This is a genomic window from Serratia sp. BW106, assembly GCF_002607755.1.
Taxonomy (GTDB): domain Bacteria; phylum Pseudomonadota; class Gammaproteobacteria; order Enterobacterales; family Enterobacteriaceae; genus Serratia; species Serratia proteamaculans.
Window position 1 is genome coordinate 1 of sequence record NZ_MCGS01000054.1, and the last position, 17,962, is coordinate 17,962.

Here is a 17,962-nt window from a genome sequence, read left to right on the forward strand (position 1 = left end):
CAATAAATGGGGTTCACTTCACCAGGGCGGTTTTTTTATGCCATTCAACCGGACAAATTAGGATTTTTTGTCTAGTGACAGCGGGAGAAAGTTGGCAAAATTCACCTCAGGATTATTTTAGGGAACAGGCGGAGGAGAGCGTTAATGAAGGATGTGCATATCGCCCTGTCGGGTGGCTGCGTGCGGTTGGCTTACCCGGGAGAGAACGTACTGGATTTCACCGATAATCTGTCATTTGGGCCGCTGTACGCACTGGATGACGATCGGGGTCTGCAGGCCCGCTCCCGCTGGTTTCAAGATTTGCATCACTCTATTCACGCCCCCGAATGGGACTCTTCCTCCCAGCGCCTGACGGCGATGGAAAATCTGAGAATGCAGTTGTCCGCCGTCAGCGGGCAGATGACGCTGTGGATTAGCGACAATCCCGATGAGCAATTGATGTTGCGCGCGTTGTTGCCTTTGCTGGGGGAGCGTTCAGTGTTTATCGTCAACGTCACTGAACTTGCCGGAAGCGAAGCCACTGGCAGTTGTCCGATTGAAACGCTCGAATCCTTGTGGGTTCGTCGGTCCGAGCTGACGGCAGAAGACAAAGTGGCGCTCATTGCCGACTGGCACCGTCTGCTGAAGGAGAACGCCCCGGTGCGGATCTTTACGCAGGGTGAAGTGCAGGGGAAAAAGCTGGATTTCCATGACCCACTGTTGCTGCAACATTGCCCGAGCGACTTTACCCAGGGTTCCCGGGTGGTGGGTAACGCGATGGTGAATTCGCCCCATGGAGTAGGTGACACCTTTCTGAATTTTCGTCTGTATGCGCTGATTGAACAGGGCGTATTGCAGGCGCAGACAGGTGGCGTGAACATGAACCGGCTCCAGGTACGACAGGCTTAACCCTGCTCGCCCGGCGTTGTGTTATTTGTGCGGTGACATGGAAAAAATCGGTCAAAGCATTTTTCTCCGGCCTGCAGTTCTGCTTATAATGCATCACTGACTGTACAAATAAACAGGTGTGTCGTGATGACGCTGGTGTTGAAGAGTGAAAAGATTGCTCGTAACCGGTTTACCGGCGAGAAAATTGAAAGCGGCAGTTTTATCAACTGCGATTTTTCGGGCACTGACCTGACCGGTACCGAATTTATCGACTGTCAGTTTTACGATCGCGAAAGCCAGCAGGGGGGGAATTTCAGCCGCGCCTTGCTGAAGGATGCCAGTTTCAAAAACTGTGACCTGTCGATGGCGGACTTCAGAAACGCCAGTGCATTAGGTATCGAGATCCGTGAGTGCCGGGCGCAGGGGGCGGATTTTCGCGGCACCAGTTTTATGAATATGATCACGCCGCGCACCTGGTTTTGCAGCGCTTACATCACCAAAAGCAACCTGAGCTATGCCAACTTTTCGAAAGTGGTGCTGGAGAAGTGTGAGCTGTGGGAAAATCGCTGGAACAGCGCGCAGATCCTCGGCGCGACGTTTAGCGGCTCTGATCTGTCCGGTGGCGAGTTTTCCTCGTTTGACTGGCGTGCCGCCAACTTTACCCAATGTGACCTGACCAACTCGGAACTGGGTGAGCTGGACCTGCGCAGTACCGATCTGCAGGGCGCGAAACTGGACAGCTACCAGGTGTTTCAAATGATGGAACGGCTGGGAATTGCGGTTATCGGTTAAGCTTTTTTGCACCATGGGGCCGTCAGGCCCTTACAGGGTGCGGCTAAGGGCGTTGCGGCGGATAAATAATAAATGGTGTGTATAAATATTATAATAAATATTCCTTGCTTAAATAATTTCCTCGTGTATAAATAACGTCATCGGTTTGTAGTACAGACCTTATGAAAGCAGTTTTAGTAAAGCAGTTCTCAGTATTAGTGATATCCCATAGATACCTCTTCTTCCGCGAATTTCATTCTCTAGTGCCCAAGTAAGTTTCCAATAAAAACAGACCTCAATCGCCTTATGGCGTCTCAAAAATATAAAGGAAATATCTATGTCTACTAAAATGACTGGTTTGGTAAAATGGTTTGATGCAGGTAAAGGTTTTGGCTTTATCTCTCCGGCAGACGGCAGCAAAGACGTGTTCGTGCACTTCTCTGCTATCCAGAGCAATGATTTCAAAACGCTTGATGAAGGTCAGCGCGTTGAATTCACTATCGAAAACGGTCAGAAGGGTCCTTCTGCCGGCAACGTAGTAGTTTTATAATTTATAGGTAGTGTTTTATTTCTTACGATAGCGAAGAAGGTGTAAACCGGAGCAGATAAGAAATAAAAGAATTACCTGAATAAACTCCGGGATTACCCGGAGTTTATCTAAAATAGTTATATTCAGAATATTCCAATAGCAATAGTTATTGGCAACAGCAAAAAAGATTGGCGTCGTAATAATAATAACGGCAGTGATTCAGTCTATTTTTCTGTTGTGAAAAAGTTGTGCTTAGGCTGCGTAAGGTTGGAGTGTTGGACGGACGCTTACGCCATAACATGACAGTCGGGAAAGTGACCGACAAACATTGATGACCCTGGCTTGTGCCGGGGTTTTTTTATGCCCGTAGCCCAACGGACCCGAAACGAAACGGGCCTGTTGATAAGGGACATCGTGCCATCAGAGGAACGATGGTGTCGATGAGCGATAATTTCACCACTGAACTAAACTTAAATTGCCTAAGAAATAGGCGATCAGCGTCTGGCAGGGAGCGTCATCCTGTTTACTGGCTCGAGGCGGAGGGCAGTTATCATGACTTATCAACATATCCTGGTCGCAACCGATCTTGGCGAAGATGCCGAGTTCCTGCTGGGCAAAGGCGCCAAACTGGCTGGGGCGCTGAATGCCCGATTATCTCTGATCTATATCGATATTCATCATACTGGCTATTACGCCGAACTGGGCGTGGGTGAATACAACTACACGGATCGCACTTTTTCTGAACGCGTGAAAAATATGCTCAATGCCATCAAAGACCACTCGTCTTATCCGGTTGAAGAAGTGATTATTGGGCGTGGCGATCTGATGGAAGAACTAAACCGGGCCGCTAAGGAAAAGGGTTGCGACCTGATCCTCTTCGGCCACCATCACGATATCTGGAGTCGGTGGGTATCGTCGGCGCGGCAGGCGATCAATCACCTGCAGGTCGATCTGCTGGTGGTTCCGATTGAGAAAAAATAAACCAGCCCAGGGCCGCTATCACTCAGCGGCCCGATTTTTTAATAATCAATGCTTATCGGTAAGTGGCGGTATAGGGCCGTGACTGAACTTATTGATGGCTGATAGTACGGCCGATAAATAGTCACGTCAGAGGATTTTATCAATCTCATCAAATGGTTGGCCTAATTCCGATATTGATTGTTCTGACGCATTGAATTTACAGTGAATACCTCTTTTTGATTAGCAAACCGCACGTTTTGACTGTCCCTCTCTGCCCATGAGTTTTATCCTCGATTCAATCAGGATTTGTATGACTTATAAAAATACATTCACATGGAGGAGTTCTTATGCGTTTCGACAATAAAGTGGTCATCATCACCGGCGCAGGCAACGGGATGGGGGAAGCGGCAGCGCGCCGGTTTTCCGCTGAAGGCGCTACCGTGGTGCTGGCTGACTGGGCGAAAGAGGCGGTAGACAAAGTGGCGGCCTCACTGCCGAAAGGCAAGGCGCTGGCGGTGCATATCGACGTTTCTGACCCCATTGCGGTTGAGAAAATGATGAATGAAGTGGCTGAAAAACTGGGCCGCATCGACGTGCTGCTGAACAATGCCGGCGTACACGTGGCGGGCAGCGTGCTGGAAACCAGCGTGGCTGACTGGCGTCGCATCGCCGGGGTAGACATCGACGGCGTGATCTTCTGTTCCAAATTCGCTATGCCCTATCTGCTGAAAACCAAAGGCTGCATTGTTAACACCGCTTCGGTCTCTGGCCTGGGAGGCGACTGGGGCGCAGCCTATTACTGTGCGGCGAAAGGGGCGGTGGTAAACCTGACACGTGCCATGGCGCTCGATCACGGCGGTGACGGCGTGCGGGTGAACTCGGTGTGCCCAAGCCTGGTGAAAACCAATATGACCAACGGCTGGCCGCAGGAAATTCGCGACAAGTTCAATGAGCGTATTGCGCTGGGGCGTGCGGCAGAACCGGAAGAAGTGGCGGCGGTGATGGCGTTCCTGGCCAGTGACGACGCCAGCTTTATCAACGGTGCCAACATCCCGGTGGATGGTGGGGCGACCGCCTCAGACGGTCAGCCGAAGATTGTTTAAGCATTAATCCTCAGGCCCGGTGAAGTTAAACGCCGGGCCTGAGAGCTTTACACCCCAATCCGATCGCGCAGTTGGTAGTAGGCCGCGCCAATTGCGGTAAACGGAATTTGCAGGTTGCGGCCGCCGAAGAACGGCAGGTGCGGCAGTTTGGCAAAGGCATCGAATCTTTCCGCATCACCTCGCATTAATTCCGCAATCAGCTTGCCTGCCAGATGAGTACAGGTCACGCCGTGGCCGCTATAGCCCTGCATGTAATAGACGTTATTCTCCAGGCGGCCGAACTGTGGCATGCGCGACAGCGTCAGCAGGAAATTGCCGGTCCAGCGGTAGTCGATATTCACGCCTTTCAACTGCGGGAAGGTTTTCAGCAGTTTGGGGCGGATCAGGTTGTCGATATCGTCCGGGTCGCGCGCACCATACACCACGCCGCCACCGTACAGCAGGCGGTTATCACCGGTGATGCGGTAATAATCCAGCAAATAGTTACAGTCTTCGACGCAGTAATTCTGTGGGATCAGCGACTGCGCCACTTCCGGTGCTAGCGGTTCGGTGGCCACCACCTGAGTGCCGCACGGCATGCTGCGCCTGGCCAGTCTTGGTTCCAGCTTATCACCCAGATAGGCGTTGCCGGCCACGATCACATAGCGTGCCTTCACCTGACCGCTGGCGGTGCTGACGATGGCCGGTTCGCCGTGACGGATATTAGTGACGGCCGACTGTTCGAAGATGCGCCCGCCCTGCAGACGGATGGCTTCGGCTTCACCGAGGGCCAGATTCAAAGGATGAATATGCCCACCGCTGTGATCCAGCAGCGCACCGACATAGCGCTCACTGTTGACCTCCTGACGGATGCGCTCAGCATCCAGCAGTTCAAGCTGGGTATTGCCATAACGCTCCCAGTGCTGTTTTTGTTCGATCAGCGCGTGATACTGCCGGTTGTTCAGGGCGGCGAAGATACCGCCGGGGCGATAGTCACATTCGATGGCGTACCTTTGGATACGGCTGCGAATGATCTCTGCACCCTCAAACATCATGCCACCGAGTATACGGGCGCTTTCCGCACCGTAGCGCTGTTCAATCACGTCGATGTCGCGGCTGTAGGAGTTCACCAGTTGGCCACCGTTGCGGCCACTGGCGCCAAAGCCGATGCGTGCGGACTCCAGCACCACCACGTTGTAACCGGCTTCCACCAGGAACAGCGCCGAAGACAGGCCGGTGTAGCCGCCGCCGACGATGCAGACGTCGCATTCGATAGAGTCATTCAACTGCGGGTAGGGCGCGTGGCTGTTGGCCGAGGCCGCATAATAGCTTTTTACGTGTTCAGTCATGATATCTGCCCTTATTCCAGCGAAATCCAGGTGGTTTTCAGTTCGGTGAATTTTTCCAGCGCGTGCAGCGATTTGTCGCGGCCGTTGCCGCTTTGCTTGTAACCGCCGAACGGGACCGTCATATCCCCGTCGTTGTAGTTATTGACGAACACCGTGCCGGCTTTTAACTGGCGAGCTAACCGGTGAGCACGCGACAGGTCGCGGGTCCAGATGGCGGCGCCCAATCCGTAGTCGCTGTCGTTAGCCAACTGCATGGCCTGTTGTTCGCCGCTAAAACTGGTGACTGCCAGCACCGGGCCAAAAATTTCATCACGCGCCACGCTCATGGCATTATCTACCTGGGTCAGAATGGTCGGGCCCAGGTAGCCGACATGGCCGTTCTGTGGGTGCTCGCGGCCGTCCAGGAACAGCGCGGCACCCTGGCTCAGGCCCTGCTCGATATAGTCGGCCACTTTCTCGCAGTGGCCCTGGTCGATCAGGGTGCCCATCACCGTCGTCGGATCGAGCGGATCGCCCGGCGTGAAGGCTGCCGCATGCCGCTTCAGCGCCAGTAAGAATTCCTGCTGAATGCTCTCTTCCACCAACAGCCGGGTACCGGCGATGCACACCTGACCCTGGTTATAGAAAATTCCGGCGGCGGCGCTCTGTGCGGCCTTGTCCAGATCCGGGCAGTCGGCAAAGATAATATTGGCGCTCTTGCCACCGGCCTCCAGCCACACCCGTTTCATATTGGACTGGCCGGCGTAGATCATCAGTTGTTTGGCGACCTGGGTGGAGCCGGTAAAGGTCAGGGCGTCGACGTCGTTATGCAGCGCCAGCGCCTTACCGGCATCGTGACCGTAGCCGGGGACAATATTCAATACGCCGTCCGGCAGCCCGGCCAGTTGCGCCAGCTTGCCCAGATAGATTGCGGTCAACGGGGATTTTTCAGAGGGTTTCAGGATCACGCTGTTACCGGTGGCCAGCGCCGGGCCGAGCTTCCAGCAGGCCAATAACAGTGGGAAATTCCAGGGCACGATGGCACCGACCACACCGATAGGTTCGCGTTCGATCAACGCCAGTGCATCGCCACCGGTGGGGGCAATTTCACCATAAACCTTATCAACCGCTTCGGCATACCAGCGCAGGCAACGGATAGCGCCGGGCACGTCGTCCCGCAGGCTGTGGCGGATCGGTTTGCCGGTATCCAGCGTTTCCAGCAGCGCCAGCTCTTCATGGTGTTGTTCCATCAATTCTGCCAACTTCAGCAAAGTGGCCTTGCGCTGCGCCGGAGCCGCTCTGGACCAGTCGCCGCGCTCAAACACTTCACGCGCCGCACTGACCGCCAAATCGATGTCGACGCTGCTGCCCCGGGCCACCTGGGTCAACTCACGTTGCCCGGCGGGATCCTCCACGGCAAAGGTTTGGCCTTCTACGGCCTGCTGATAGCGGCCATTGATAAACAGTTGGTTCTCAATTTTCAGGGCTTGCGCCCGGTGTTGCCAATACTGCAGATGGTGGAAGTCCATACCTTGCTCCGTTGATCAGAATGTCGTCGGCGTATGGGCGCTGATAATCCGGCAAATCCGCGCCGACGTGTTGCTGAAACTGTGGGGAATGCCGGTGTTGATGGCGTAGCTTTGGCCAGCCAGCAGGTGATAAGCCTGCCCGTTGACCTGCAGTACCACTTCGCCTTCCAACAGGGTGCCGATCTCTTCCCCCTGATGCTTGATACGTTCGCCGGTGGTGGTACCCGGTTCATAGGTTTCGATCATCATCGCCAGGGTGCGATTGGGGTCGCCGTTGTGGATCAATTTCATCGATACCCCCTGGCTGCCAATCTCGATCAGATCCTGGCTGTCGATAACAATCTGTGGTTCATCCGGAATTTCCGGCTCGGCGAAGAACGCCGACAGTGACAGCCCGTACACCGTCAGCAGCTTTTGCAAGGTACTGATGGCCGGACTGACCTTGTCCTGTTCGATGGTGCTGATGGCGCTGTGGGTTAATCCAGACAGTTCGGCCGCTCGGCGCTGCGACAATCCCAACTGCTGGCGGATTTGCGACAGACGTTTTCCCGGTGCCAAGCTGACATCGCTCATGGGCGTTTTTCCTTTTGATAGTTCCGGCAGGCGCTAATGAACCCCTCAAACAACAGGCGCGACAGGGCGTACTCTTCACTGTTCCATTCCGGGTGCCATTGCACACCCAGCGCAAAGGGTTGGTCGCGCAGACTGATGGCTTCCACCAATCCGTCGGCAGCGTGAGCCTCGATGCGTACGTCGGGGCCGAGGGTTTTTGCTCCCTGGCCATGCAGTGAGTTGACCCAGAATCGATTGCAATCCGGTATCAGTTGCGAGAGTAAGCCGCCTTCCTGAACGATGACCTCGTGGGCGGGGGCGTATTGTTGTTCCAGCGGCAGGTCGTGATCTTCACGGTGTTCGAGCAGTTCGGGCAGTTCAAACAGCCGACGGTGAAGGGTGCCCTGGCTGGCGACCACCATTTCCTGCATACCGCGGCAAATGGCGAAAAGGGGAATGCGCCTGTCGAGCGTGTGGCGGATCAACGCCAGGCTCAATTCATCTCGCCCAGGATCGGCGTCAGGCTCATCGCCGTTTTCACCATAAAGGTGCGGCTGCACATTACTGGGGCTGCCCGGCAGCAGAATACCGTCGAGGTGCTCCAGCAATTCTTCCAGCAGTTTGGGTTCCGCCAGCGCGTGTGGCAGGGCGATTGGCAACCCTCCCGCGGCCACGACGGCATTTAGGTACTTTTCTTGCAAGGTCTGAGTGAGATGCCCGTTTAACCTATACCTGCACATCACTACGCCGACCACTGGTCTGTTAAATATATTGCCCATGCTGTCCCCTTGGTATGTTCGAAATTATGAACGATAAGCTTCTCCACTGCCGTTTTCGTTCAATATTTTATAAATCTAGCAGCCAAATGGGCAATATTCAAACTCAAAGTAACACTTGCAAAACAATTTTGTTGCATCTATGTTTCATTGGTGGACATTATATTGAGCAAGATGGTCAAAAAACATCGACGGCAATAAGTGTGAGAACCACAGACAAAAAACATACATGGCGGGTGAATCATGCAGACCAACATAGTAGAAGTGGAAAACTTTGTTCAGCACCACGAAGAAAAGCGAAGTAGCGCGTTCCAACGTGAAGTGAAGAAGTACCTGGAGTGTTATCCATTAACTCAGCACGTTGACGTTCTGCTGACCGATCTTAACGGCAGCTTCCGTGGCAAGCGCATTCCGGTGGGCGGGCTGAGCAAGCTGGAGAAAGGCTGTTACTTCCCGGCATCGGTGTTTGCGATGGATATTCTCGGTAACGTGGTTGAAGAGGCCGGGCTGGGGCAGGAACTGGGTGAGCCGGATCATATCTGTGTGCCGGTCTTGGGCACCCTGACGCCGTCGGCGGCGGATCCGCAATATATCGGCCAGGTGCTGCTCACCATGCTGGATGAAGATGGTACTCCCTTTGACGTTGAACCGCGCAATGTGCTGAACCGAGTTTGGCAGCGTTTGCGTCAGCGCGGGCTATCCCCCGTAGTAGCGGTAGAGTTGGAGTTCTATCTCATCGATCGCCAACGCGATTCGGAAGGCTATTTGCAGCCGCCGTGCTCGCCGGGCACCCAGGAGCGCAACACCCAGAGTCAGGTGTACTCCGTCGATAACCTTAACCACTTTGCCGACGTGCTGAGTGAAATTGACGAACTGGCACGCATGCAGGGCCTGCCGGCAGACGGGGCGGTGGCCGAAGCTTCGCCCGGCCAGTTTGAGGTCAACCTGCACCATACCGATAACGTTCTGCAAGCCTGCGACCATGCGTTGGCATTAAAACGGCTGATCCGCATGGTGGCGGAAAATCACAACATGCAGGCCACCTTTATGGCCAAGCCCTACGAGGAACACGCTGGTAGTGGCATGCACGTGCATATCAGCATGCTGGACAGGCAGGGTAACAACGTTCTCGCCGACGATGACGGCGAAGACTCCGTGCTGCTGAAACAGGCGTTGGCCGGGATGATTGCCCTGATGCCTTCTTCTATTGCGCTGCTGGCTCCCAACGTTAATGCCTACCGCCGCTTCCAGCCGGGCATGTACGTGCCGACTCAGGCGTCCTGGGGCCATAACAACCGTACCGTGGCGCTGCGTATTCCCTGTGGCGATCGCGACAGCCATCGCGTGGAGTATCGCGTGGCCGGGGCCGATGCCAACCCTTATCTGGTGATGGCGACCATTCTGGCCGGCATTGTCTACGGTCTGGAAACCACGCTGCCGCTGCAAGAGCCGGTCACCGGCAACGGGCTGGAGCAGGAGGGGCTGCCGTTCCCGATCCGTCAGAGCGATGCGCTGTATGAATTTGAGCATCAGCCGGTGCTGAATGCGCTGCTGGGGGAAAGGTTCAGCCATGTTTACCTGGCCTGTAAAACGGATGAGCTGGTGCAATTTGAGCGCCTGATCACCGAAACCGAAATCGAGTGGATGCTGAAAAACGCCTAAACCCGCTCGAACTCATGATACCGCGCGCGTCTGGCGCATTCCGCCGGCTATCCTGTGGCCTGCGAAGCTACGCGCAGCGGTAAAGCATTTCTTCCACTTTGGCGTACAGGACGTCGGCGAGGAAAGAACCATGACAGCCTTAACTGTTTCTTCAGTTTGCGCGGGCATCACCCCGTGCCGCAGTGAATACGGGCCATCCGTTGGCCGAGATTTTTTGTCTTTATCTTCGACTTCCCGCCGCCTGAGCAGCAGTATCCCCGCGGCCTCTCTGAATGACGTTAAACGGTTACCAGCAGAGGACAAAGAGGGGAAGAGTCATGACGATTAATGCGACTGACGGTGATCAAGCGGCCAAGCCGCAACTGCGTAAAACCCTGAAACTGTGGCAAGTGGTGATGATGGGCCTGGCCTATCTGACACCGATGACGGTGTTCGACACCTTCGGTATTGTTTCCGGCCTGACTGACGGCCACGTACCGGCTTCCTATCTGCTGGCGCTGGCCGGCGTGCTGTTTACCGCCATCAGCTACGGTAAGCTGGTGCGCCAGTTCCCGACCGCCGGTTCTGCCTACACCTATGCACAAAAGGCGATTAATCCGCACGTTGGTTTTTTGGTGGGTTGGTCGTCGCTGCTCGACTACCTGTTCCTGCCGATGATCAATACCCTGTTGGCGAAAATCTATCTGACCGCGCTGTTCCCTGAAGTCCCGCCGTGGGTCTGGGTGGTGGGCTTTGTGATCATCATTACCGCCATCAACCTGAAAAGCGTCAATCTGGTGGCCAACTTCAATACCCTGTTCGTGCTGGCCCAGGTCGCGATCATCGTGGTGTTTATCTTCCTGGTAGTGCGTGGCCTGCACAGCGGGGAAGGCATGGGGACGGTGTGGAGCTTGCAACCGTTCGTCAGTGAAAATGCGCATTTGCTGCCGATTATCACCGGTGCCACCATTTTGTGTTTCTCGTTCCTCGGCTTTGACGCCGTTACCACGCTGTGTGAAGAAACGCCCGATGCCGCCAGGGTGATCCCGCGGGCCATCTTCCTGACGGCGCTGTATGGCGGGGTGATCTTCATCAGCGTGTCGTTCTTTATCCAACTGTTTTTCCCTACTATTCAACGTTTCCATCAGCCGGATGCGGCACTGCCGGAAATCGCGCTGTACGTGGGCGGCAAGCTGTTCCAGTCGATTTTCCTGTGCGTCACCTTTATCAACACCCTGGCGTCGGGCCTGGCGTCACATGCCAGCGTTTCACGGCTGTTGTATGTGATGGGGCGCGATAACGTGTTCCCGGAAAAATATTTTGGCTATATCCACCCGAAATGGCGCACGCCATCACTGAACGTGCTGCTGGTGGGGCTGGTGGCGCTGTCCGCGCTGTCTTTCGATCTGGTCACCGCCACGGCGTTGATCAACTTTGGCGCGCTGGTGGCTTTCACCTTCGTTAACCTGTCGGTGATCAGCCATTTCTATATTCGTGAAGGACGCAACAAAAGCTGGAAAGACCGCTTTAACTATCTGTTCCTGCCGCTGGTGGGGGCGCTGACGGTCGGTGTGCTCTGGCTCAACCTGGAAAAAAGCTCGCTGACCATGGGGTTGATCTGGGCGGCGCTGGGCTTTGGTTACCTGGCTTATCTCACCCGGCGCTTCCGTCAGCCGCCACCGCAGCTGGAACGACAGCCACAGCAATAACTGAGTCAGGCGGGGTTTCCCGCCTTTCTTTTTTGTCCGTCGGACAGTAGAGTGAAAATACTGATAAAAAATAACCGATTGGATCATCTTTATGTCTTCACTCCCCGTTTCGTATAAAGCCACCTTGCTCGGTCTGTTGGCGATCCTGCTGTGGAGCAGCGTGGTCGGCCTGATCCGCAGCGTCAGCGAAGGACTGGGGCCCATCGGCGGGGCGGCGATGATCTACAGCGTCAGCGCGGTTTTTTTGCTGCTGGCACTACGCCTGCCAAACCTTCGACAGTTTCCGCGTGCCTATCTGATCCTCGGCAGCCTGCTGTTTGTCAGCTATGAAATCTGCCTGTCGCTGTCGCTGGGTTATGCCAATACCCGTCTGCAGGCGATTGAAGTAGGGATGATCAATTATCTCTGGCCCTGTTTTACCGTGCTGATGGCGCTGGCGTTCAACGGCCAAAAGGCCAAATGGTGGTTGCTGCCTGGGCTGCTGCTGTCGTTGTTCGGCATTGGCTGGATCATGAGCGGCGAGGGGGGTTGGTCACCGGCGCAAATGCTGGCGAACGTGCACAGTAATCCGCTGAGCTATTCGCTGGCTTTCGCCGGGGCGGTGATTTGGGCCGTGTATTGCAATCTGACCAAGAAAATTGCCCAGGGCCATAACGGCGTGGTGCTGTTTATTACGCTGACCGCCGTCGCGCTGTGGATCAAATATGCTTTCAGCAGCGAAAGCGGCATGCAGTTCACCCTGCCGGTGACCCTGACGTTGCTGTGTGCCGGCATGGCGATGGGGGTGGGATACGCGGCCTGGAACGTGGGTATTCTGCACGGCAATATGACGCTGCTGGCGACGGTATCTTACTTTACCCCGGTGTTATCGGCGGTGTTTGCCGCGCTGGTGCTGGATACCGCATTGAACGCCAGCTTCTGGCAGGGCGTGGTGATGGTGACCCTGGGATCGTTAATCTGTTGGCGGGCAACCCGAGGAAACTAACGGAAATTATCCGCCGGTTGCTCAATGTTGAACTAGAATCTAACTAGCGATCTTGCATGAAGGAACATAAAAAATGAGAGACGATATCCAATTCATTCAGCAACCTGTGATTGATGATGCAAGTTATATGCGCGGTGATACGGTGCGCCTGACCACCGCCAATCTGCGTCACGAATATCAGCTTGATGTCAGTATTCTGCGCCGGGAAGACAAGCTGATTTATGGTTCGGTGATCGCCGCCGCACCCAAGGTGGATATTCCACCCAAAGAGTGGGAAATCGAACCGGGTCAAGAAGTGGTCTTCCGTAAGGAAAATATCGCCAAAGCGATCCCCTCGATTAGCTGAGTCTCAGCCAGGGTTTTCGAACCTCCGTTTCCCTCAGTCACATTTCCAACAAATGCCGGTGCTAAAAACGCCGGCATTTTCATTTCTGCGACAGACCTGGTTACTTTTTTGTGTTGCACACAATTGGCACAAAAACTGCTTTAAAAATCACCGGGCATGACAAAAATCACAGCGATCGTGAATTTGCATGAAACATAATTTGACAAATGTGAACGCAATCGATTACCTATTCGCAAAATGCATAACTGGATCACAGATTCTTACACCCAGTGATTTCTATAATGCGCGCGTCGCCCGAGAAGTTTGTAAGCGGAGGCAACGCCAGGTGTCGTCAGACTCATTGTCATCTTTTCTAACGGGCAGGAAATGGCCCTTTAAGCATGTGGTAATAAAATGAAAAAAATAGCTCTCGCAGCAGGTATCTTGCTCGCAGCGTCTTACAGTGCATCTTCAATGGCTGATAGCAAAGACAGCCAATACGTCTCGGATTGGTGGCACCAGAGCGTTAACGTGGTGGGCAGCTACCACACCCGTTTCGGACCTCAGTTGAACAACGATGTTTACCTGGAGTACGAAGCCTTCGCCAAAAAAGATTGGTTTGATTTCTATGGTTATGTCGATGTGCCTAAATTCTTCGGCGTCGGCAACACCCCGGACCGCGGCATCTGGGATAAAGGCTCACCGATGTTTATGGAGATCGAACCTCGCTTCTCGATCGACAAACTGACCAACACCGACCTGAGCTTCGGTCCATTCAAAGAATGGTACTTCGCCAACAACTACATCTATGACCTGGGTCATAATGCCGACGGCCGCCAGAACACCTGGTACATGGGTCTGGGCACAGATATCGATACCGGCCTGCCAATGAGCCTGTCGATGAACATCTATGCCAAATACCAGTGGGAAAACTACCAGGCTGCCAATGAGAACAGCTGGGACGGTTACCGCTTCAAGGTGAAATACTTTGTACCACTGACCCAATTGTGGGGCGGCAATCTGAGCTACATCGGCTTTACCAACTTTGACTTTGGTTCCGATCTGGGCAAAGACAGCAACTGGACTGACGGCACCGGCAAACAGGTTCGCACCAGCAACTCGATCGCTTCCAGCCATATTCTGGCGCTGAACTACGATCACTGGCACTACTCCTTCGTGGCACGTTATTTCCATAACGGCGGCCAATGGCAGGATGGGGCAGATATCGGTACCCCACAGGGTCCAATTAAATCTACCGGCTGGGGTTACTACCTGGTGGCGGGTTATAACTTCTGATTTTCCGTGGTATCAGAATCAGAAAACCCCGCTTTAGCGGGGTTTTTTTTCGTCATCACTGCGCTTGTTCGCCGGGTAAATGCCGCACCGGCATAAATAATCGTCCTTTGATTACGTGGCATTCATTATCAATCCAACTGATGATTTGTTCACGACTCACGCCTTCGGATTGCGCGTAGCGGTGAAGATCGCCATTAAAGTGCTGCGTGATGTATTCCATGAGGGTCATTTGCATGTCTTTTGCTCCTGAACGCCCACCCGTTGCCAACTGGCCACCGCGGGAGGTTGAGGTTTCTCAGACGCCGAATTTAAAGTATTGGCAACCAAATCTCAACAAAAAGCACTGTATTGGTGCATTTGATGTCGATTTATCGGTAAAAAGAATCCCGCACGGAACGGCGGGAAGTATTCAGTACTATCACACGGAGTGATAAAAAATGATTTGAGGTGCAACGAAAAAGAGCTCGCTAACTCTTTTTTGTGACTTAGCCAAACTACGGCAAGGCTTATTTCGCTGCAAGAAAAATCTGGGTTTTAAATTCGGTTTTATCGAATAGTTTTGCGCTGGAATAATATTTGGCTATCTGGCCAGCCTGCTGTTGCTTTAGGTGATCAAACTCTCAGAGTTTTCCGCATGCTTTATGTGGGGAATTACGCCTATAGTGAAGCTAATAACCCCTGCAGGAAGTAACATTATGAGCAAACGTCGTACTACTCTCACAGTGCTGGCGCTGATTGCTTCGTTGGGTCTGTCATCCGCACCGGCGCTGGCCGATAAAGGCGGCAATGGCAATGGCAACAGTGGCAATCATGGTAATAGCGGCAACAACGGTAATCATGGCAATAACGGCAATAGCGGCAAGCATGGCAATAAAGCCAAAGGTAATGATGGCGACCAGGGGCTGGTTTCCGTCAGTATTTCCCGCGATCGCGCACGCTCCCTGGCACGAAACTATGGCCTGACCGGTTACGGCTCTTTGCCACCGGGCATTGCTAAAAATCTGGCTCGAGGCAAGCCGTTGCCTCCGGGCATCGCCAAGAAAATGGTGCCGTCATCGATGCTGCGCGATCTGCCTTACTATCCGGGTTACGAATGGCGTATTGCTGGTGACGACCTGGTGCTGGTGGCTCTGAGTACCGCCCTGGTGGCCTCGGTGATCAACGGCGTATTTAATTAATATTCCGCAATGCCATTTCAAGGCCTCGCTTCGGCGAGGCTTTTTATTTGCCTGAAGCAGGGTGAACGTGGTGAACTCTGTCCCTGATTTTTCGGTTGGATAAGGAAAGGGCGATGTTGAGGATGTTATTGATTGCCTGCTGTCTGGTCAGCTTTTCTGCGCTGGCGGACGGCGGTGCGGCGCTGGGTGAACTGGTCAATCAGCGGTTGGCTTATATGAAGGACGTTGCCGGTTACAAGGCGCAGCAGCATCTGCCGATCGAGGATTTGGCTCAGGAGGCCAGGGTGTTGGCCAGCACGCAAGCAGAGGGGGAGCGGTTGGGGTTGGATCCGCTTTCGGTGCGGCCCTTTATCCTGGCGCAAATGGATGCCGCCAAGGCGATTCAGTACCGCTATCGTGCAGACTGGCTGGCGCAGCCGGAAAGTGGCTGGCAGCCGCGCCCGTTGGATAGCGTACGACCGCAGATTGCCGAACTCAGCAGCCGTATCTTGCAACGGCTGGCGCAGCAGCTGAAAACTGGTCCATTGACCGAGGCGGCAGGTAGCAGCTTTATTGATGCCATCACTCAGGCCAACCTCAGCGATGCCGATAAGCAGCGGCTGTTTACCGCCTTACTGGCCGTTCGGGCCGGCAAGGCGGGGTGATCAACCGGCACCGCTGCGCTGAAAGGTCAGCACCCGGCTGCGATTGGCGATCAAGTCCACGCTGTAACCGCGAAAATACAGGCAAAAGCGTTTTTGCCACGGGCCATCACGGCTTTCGACCAGCATGCGGCCCTGGCCCAATGAGCTGATCGTTCCTGTCTGCGCCGCCGGCCCCACCCCAATGTGCACCTGGTCGCCGCAAATCTCGAAGGCGGTGCGGTATTGCGGGTGATACCACAGGCCCTGCACGTGCTTCAGGCATTCGCGATTAGCCGTGACCGGCAGGAAACTGCGGGCTACATGGCACACTTCGCCTTCAACCGCTTCACCGGTCCATTTCAGCCGCATGGGCATATGGGCGGAAAGCGAGACCGCATAGCCGTCATCGCCCTGATACAGCGGTTCATCGCTGCCCAGATAGGCGACGTTACCGTCCTTCACTTCCAGCCAGTAGGGCTCTGCTACCGTGGTGTAAATGCCATCGGGAATGGCGTTGCTGCGTTGCGGCAGTGCCTCATCCAGCAGGGCGGCCATCACCTGCAGCGCGATACCGAAGCTGTCGCAGTCCTCCCGGTTGGCTACCAGCGCCACACCGGCTTGTCGATCGGGGGCCAGCAGGAAATAGGTCTTGTAACCGGCGTGCGAACCACCGTGTCCCAGCAGGCGCTGTTTACCCAGTGGGGTTTGCGCCAGTCCCAGCCCGTAAGCGCTGAGTTGGCCCTGATTGAGATGGCGAGGTGCGCTCAGCTGTGCCAGTACGCCGCGCCCCGGACCCTGGTCGGCCAGCAGCGTCTGTAGCCAGCGGGTGAGGGCATTGGCGCTGCCGGTCAGGCTGCCGGAGGCGGAAAGATGCAGGCCGGCGCTGGCCAGTTGCCAACCCTGCTTTGAACGCCAGTAACCGGGCGTTAGCCCCGGCACTACGTCAAACCAGCTCTCTGGCGCCCGCAGTTGCACTTGCAGCGGTTGGGCGATGTGTTGCTGCACCAGTTGGTCGAAGTCATACCCCTTGGCCTGCAGGGCCGCTTCAACCAAGCGGTAGCCACTATTGGTATAAGTGATTTCGCTGCCGGCCGGATAGTTCAGTCCGCCCAGCCTCTGAAGGAACTGCATCACCGGTTGCGCCTCGCTGCGGGTATGCACCGAGATGCCCAGCAGCCCGAGGGTTTCCCGCACGTCAGGCAGTCCGCTGGTCATATCCAGCGCCTGACCGACGGTGACGTCCGCCAGCGGGGGATGCAGCTCCGGCAGCAAGTCGCCAAGGCGATCGTCCAGGCTCAGGGCGTTGTCGGTGGCATTCAGCGCCAGCGCAGCAAATATATGTTTGGTGACCGACGCGTAACGCACCACGCTGTCGGCGGTAAAAGGGGTGTTTTGTGCCAGATCGGCCAGGCCGGCGCTGGCCACTGCCCGGATTTGCGCGGCGTCGAACAGAGTAATCGCTCCACCGGGTTCGCCGTCGGACTGCCAGTCAGCCAGCAACCGCTCGGCGACTGCCTGTGCGGCGCGCCAGTTTAGCGGGGTTTCAGACATACTATGCCTCCAGAGTGAGTTTTCGATTTGTGACTCAGCGGACTTTTCGCCAGATTGTCGCGCACCGCGAAATCCGTGGGCCGCTGTTTTGTGCGCTGTTCCGACCAGATTAGGGGATTTTCAGTCAAAACTGCGATGCAGGACGCAAATCGAAACGACGGCGAGCAGGGATACCAAAGGTCTGTCACTAAATCAGGAAGTTAGCTACGGGGGATAAAGGGCAGATGCAGGGTGACAGTGTCACCCCTCATCGGGCTTAA

General features: G+C 55.0%; 18 protein-coding genes. 12 read left to right on the plus strand and 6 right to left on the minus strand.

The features are described from left to right. The first annotated feature begins 144 nt into the window (after window positions 1–144). The 5 genes from BEI65_RS25180 (at window position 145) to BEI65_RS25200 (ending at window position 4,230) form a co-directional block, all read left to right on the plus strand. Window positions 145–888, plus strand: a complete 744-nt coding sequence (locus BEI65_RS25180; protein ID WP_099065565.1) for a DUF3658 domain-containing protein — start codon at window positions 145–147, stop codon at window positions 886–888. A 126-nt stretch (window positions 889–1,014) separates the two neighbouring features. After that, window positions 1,015–1,659, plus strand: a complete 645-nt coding sequence (locus tag BEI65_RS25185; protein WP_157765482.1) for a Qnr family pentapeptide repeat protein — start codon at window positions 1,015–1,017, stop codon at window positions 1,657–1,659. Between the two features lie 316 nt (window positions 1,660–1,975). Further along, complete coding sequence (gene cspA, locus BEI65_RS25190) at window positions 1,976–2,188, plus strand: RNA chaperone/antiterminator CspA (protein ID WP_012006483.1); 213 nt, start codon at window positions 1,976–1,978, stop codon at window positions 2,186–2,188. A 531-nt stretch (window positions 2,189–2,719) separates the two neighbouring features. Continuing rightward, a complete protein-coding gene (locus BEI65_RS25195) occupies window positions 2,720–3,148 on the plus strand; it encodes a universal stress protein (RefSeq protein WP_099065567.1) in 429 nt (142 codons plus the stop codon). 326 nt (window positions 3,149–3,474) lie between these two features. After that, window positions 3,475–4,230: an SDR family NAD(P)-dependent oxidoreductase gene (locus tag BEI65_RS25200; RefSeq protein ID WP_099065568.1), complete on the plus strand. Its 756-nt coding sequence runs from the start codon at window positions 3,475–3,477 to the stop codon at window positions 4,228–4,230. Window positions 4,231–4,277: 47 nt separating this feature from the next. Here the strand turns inward: BEI65_RS25200 and BEI65_RS25205 are convergent, their stop codons facing one another. From BEI65_RS25205 to puuD, 4 genes are read right to left on the minus strand one after another with little or no spacing between them, the layout of a single operon-like run. Further along, window positions 4,278–5,558 carry an FAD-binding oxidoreductase gene (locus tag BEI65_RS25205; protein WP_099065569.1) on the minus strand — a complete coding sequence of 427 codons (1,281 nt, stop codon included), beginning with the start codon at window positions 5,556–5,558 and terminating at the stop codon, window positions 4,278–4,280. 11 nt (window positions 5,559–5,569) lie between these two features. Next, window positions 5,570–7,066, minus strand: coding sequence for an aldehyde dehydrogenase PuuC (gene puuC / locus BEI65_RS25210; protein WP_099065570.1), 1,497 nt, complete (start codon window positions 7,064–7,066; stop codon window positions 5,570–5,572). 15 nt (window positions 7,067–7,081) lie between these two features. After that, window positions 7,082–7,639: an HTH-type transcriptional regulator PuuR gene (gene puuR / locus BEI65_RS25215; protein WP_085116363.1), complete on the minus strand. Its 558-nt coding sequence runs from the start codon at window positions 7,637–7,639 to the stop codon at window positions 7,082–7,084. Further along, window positions 7,636–8,397, minus strand: a complete 762-nt coding sequence (gene puuD / locus BEI65_RS25220; RefSeq protein WP_085116364.1) for a gamma-glutamyl-gamma-aminobutyrate hydrolase — start codon at window positions 8,395–8,397, stop codon at window positions 7,636–7,638. Before puuD ends, puuR begins: the two co-directional genes overlap by 4 nt. Window positions 8,398–8,637: 240 nt before the next feature. Here puuD and BEI65_RS25225 point away from each other — a divergent pair, with 240 nt between their 5' ends. The 5 genes from BEI65_RS25225 (at window position 8,638) to BEI65_RS25250 (ending at window position 14,350) form a co-directional block, all read left to right on the plus strand. Beyond that, complete coding sequence (locus tag BEI65_RS25225; protein ID WP_099065571.1) at window positions 8,638–10,056, plus strand: glutamine synthetase family protein; 1,419 nt, start codon at window positions 8,638–8,640, stop codon at window positions 10,054–10,056. Window positions 10,057–10,373: 317 nt separating this feature from the next. Continuing rightward, window positions 10,374–11,744 (plus strand): APC family permease, encoded by a 1,371-nt coding sequence (locus BEI65_RS25235; protein WP_099065573.1) that lies wholly within the window; start codon window positions 10,374–10,376, stop codon window positions 11,742–11,744. A gap of 91 nt (window positions 11,745–11,835) precedes the next feature. Further along, a complete protein-coding gene (yddG, locus tag BEI65_RS25240) occupies window positions 11,836–12,729 on the plus strand; it encodes an aromatic amino acid DMT transporter YddG (RefSeq protein WP_099065574.1) in 894 nt (297 codons plus the stop codon). 73 nt (window positions 12,730–12,802) lie between these two features. After that, window positions 12,803–13,075 (plus strand): hypothetical protein, encoded by a 273-nt coding sequence (locus BEI65_RS25245; protein WP_099065575.1) that lies wholly within the window; start codon window positions 12,803–12,805, stop codon window positions 13,073–13,075. Between the two features lie 393 nt (window positions 13,076–13,468). Further along, a complete protein-coding gene (locus BEI65_RS25250; RefSeq protein ID WP_099065576.1) occupies window positions 13,469–14,350 on the plus strand; it encodes a nucleoside-specific channel-forming protein Tsx in 882 nt (293 codons plus the stop codon). 55 nt (window positions 14,351–14,405) lie between these two features. Here the strand turns inward: BEI65_RS25250 and BEI65_RS25255 are convergent, their stop codons facing one another. Next, a complete protein-coding gene (locus BEI65_RS25255; protein ID WP_017892577.1) occupies window positions 14,406–14,585 on the minus strand; it encodes a hypothetical protein in 180 nt (59 codons plus the stop codon). A 460-nt stretch (window positions 14,586–15,045) separates the two neighbouring features. On the opposite strand from BEI65_RS25255, the gene BEI65_RS25260 reads away from it, so the two are divergent. Together BEI65_RS25260 and BEI65_RS25265 are read left to right on the plus strand one after the other, a co-directional pair. Further along, the gene (locus BEI65_RS25260; protein WP_099065577.1) at window positions 15,046–15,528 is read left to right on the plus strand and encodes an anti-virulence regulator CigR family protein; all 483 of its coding nucleotides are present in this window, start codon (window positions 15,046–15,048) and stop codon (window positions 15,526–15,528) included. A 113-nt stretch (window positions 15,529–15,641) separates the two neighbouring features. Then, complete coding sequence (locus tag BEI65_RS25265) at window positions 15,642–16,172, plus strand: chorismate mutase (RefSeq protein ID WP_099065578.1); 531 nt, start codon at window positions 15,642–15,644, stop codon at window positions 16,170–16,172. Here the strand turns inward: BEI65_RS25265 and BEI65_RS25270 are convergent, their stop codons facing one another. Beyond that, the gene (locus BEI65_RS25270) at window positions 16,173–17,702 is read right to left on the minus strand and encodes a serine hydrolase (RefSeq protein WP_099065579.1); all 1,530 of its coding nucleotides are present in this window, start codon (window positions 17,700–17,702) and stop codon (window positions 16,173–16,175) included. It abuts the gene before it with no gap. Window positions 17,703–17,962 lie beyond the last annotated feature (260 nt).

Bases quoted from the DNA above. Each gene is read 5' to 3' on its own strand.
- BEI65_RS25180 (WP_099065565.1), top strand. From the start codon at position 145: ATGAAGGATGTGCATATCGCCCTGTCGGGTGGCTGCGTGCGGTTGGCT.
- BEI65_RS25185 (WP_157765482.1), top strand. From the start codon at position 1,015: ATGACGCTGGTGTTGAAGAGTGAAAAGATTGCTCGTAACCGGTTTACC.
- cspA (WP_012006483.1), top strand. From the start codon at position 1,976: ATGTCTACTAAAATGACTGGTTTGGTAAAATGGTTTGATGCAGGTAAA.
- BEI65_RS25195 (WP_099065567.1), top strand. From the start codon at position 2,720: ATGACTTATCAACATATCCTGGTCGCAACCGATCTTGGCGAAGATGCC.
- BEI65_RS25200 (WP_099065568.1), top strand. From the start codon at position 3,475: ATGCGTTTCGACAATAAAGTGGTCATCATCACCGGCGCAGGCAACGGG.
- BEI65_RS25205 (WP_099065569.1), bottom strand. From the start codon at position 5,558: ATGACTGAACACGTAAAAAGCTATTATGCGGCCTCGGCCAACAGCCAC.
- puuC (WP_099065570.1), bottom strand. From the start codon at position 7,066: ATGGACTTCCACCATCTGCAGTATTGGCAACACCGGGCGCAAGCCCTG.
- puuR (WP_085116363.1), bottom strand. From the start codon at position 7,639: ATGAGCGATGTCAGCTTGGCACCGGGAAAACGTCTGTCGCAAATCCGC.
- puuD (WP_085116364.1), bottom strand. From the start codon at position 8,397: ATGGGCAATATATTTAACAGACCAGTGGTCGGCGTAGTGATGTGCAGG.
- BEI65_RS25225 (WP_099065571.1), top strand. From the start codon at position 8,638: ATGCAGACCAACATAGTAGAAGTGGAAAACTTTGTTCAGCACCACGAA.
- BEI65_RS25235 (WP_099065573.1), top strand. From the start codon at position 10,374: ATGACGATTAATGCGACTGACGGTGATCAAGCGGCCAAGCCGCAACTG.
- yddG (WP_099065574.1), top strand. From the start codon at position 11,836: ATGTCTTCACTCCCCGTTTCGTATAAAGCCACCTTGCTCGGTCTGTTG.
- BEI65_RS25245 (WP_099065575.1), top strand. From the start codon at position 12,803: ATGAGAGACGATATCCAATTCATTCAGCAACCTGTGATTGATGATGCA.
- BEI65_RS25250 (WP_099065576.1), top strand. From the start codon at position 13,469: ATGAAAAAAATAGCTCTCGCAGCAGGTATCTTGCTCGCAGCGTCTTAC.
- BEI65_RS25255 (WP_017892577.1), bottom strand. From the start codon at position 14,585: ATGCAAATGACCCTCATGGAATACATCACGCAGCACTTTAATGGCGAT.
- BEI65_RS25260 (WP_099065577.1), top strand. From the start codon at position 15,046: ATGAGCAAACGTCGTACTACTCTCACAGTGCTGGCGCTGATTGCTTCG.
- BEI65_RS25265 (WP_099065578.1), top strand. From the start codon at position 15,642: ATGTTGAGGATGTTATTGATTGCCTGCTGTCTGGTCAGCTTTTCTGCG.
- BEI65_RS25270 (WP_099065579.1), bottom strand. From the start codon at position 17,702: ATGTCTGAAACCCCGCTAAACTGGCGCGCCGCACAGGCAGTCGCCGAG.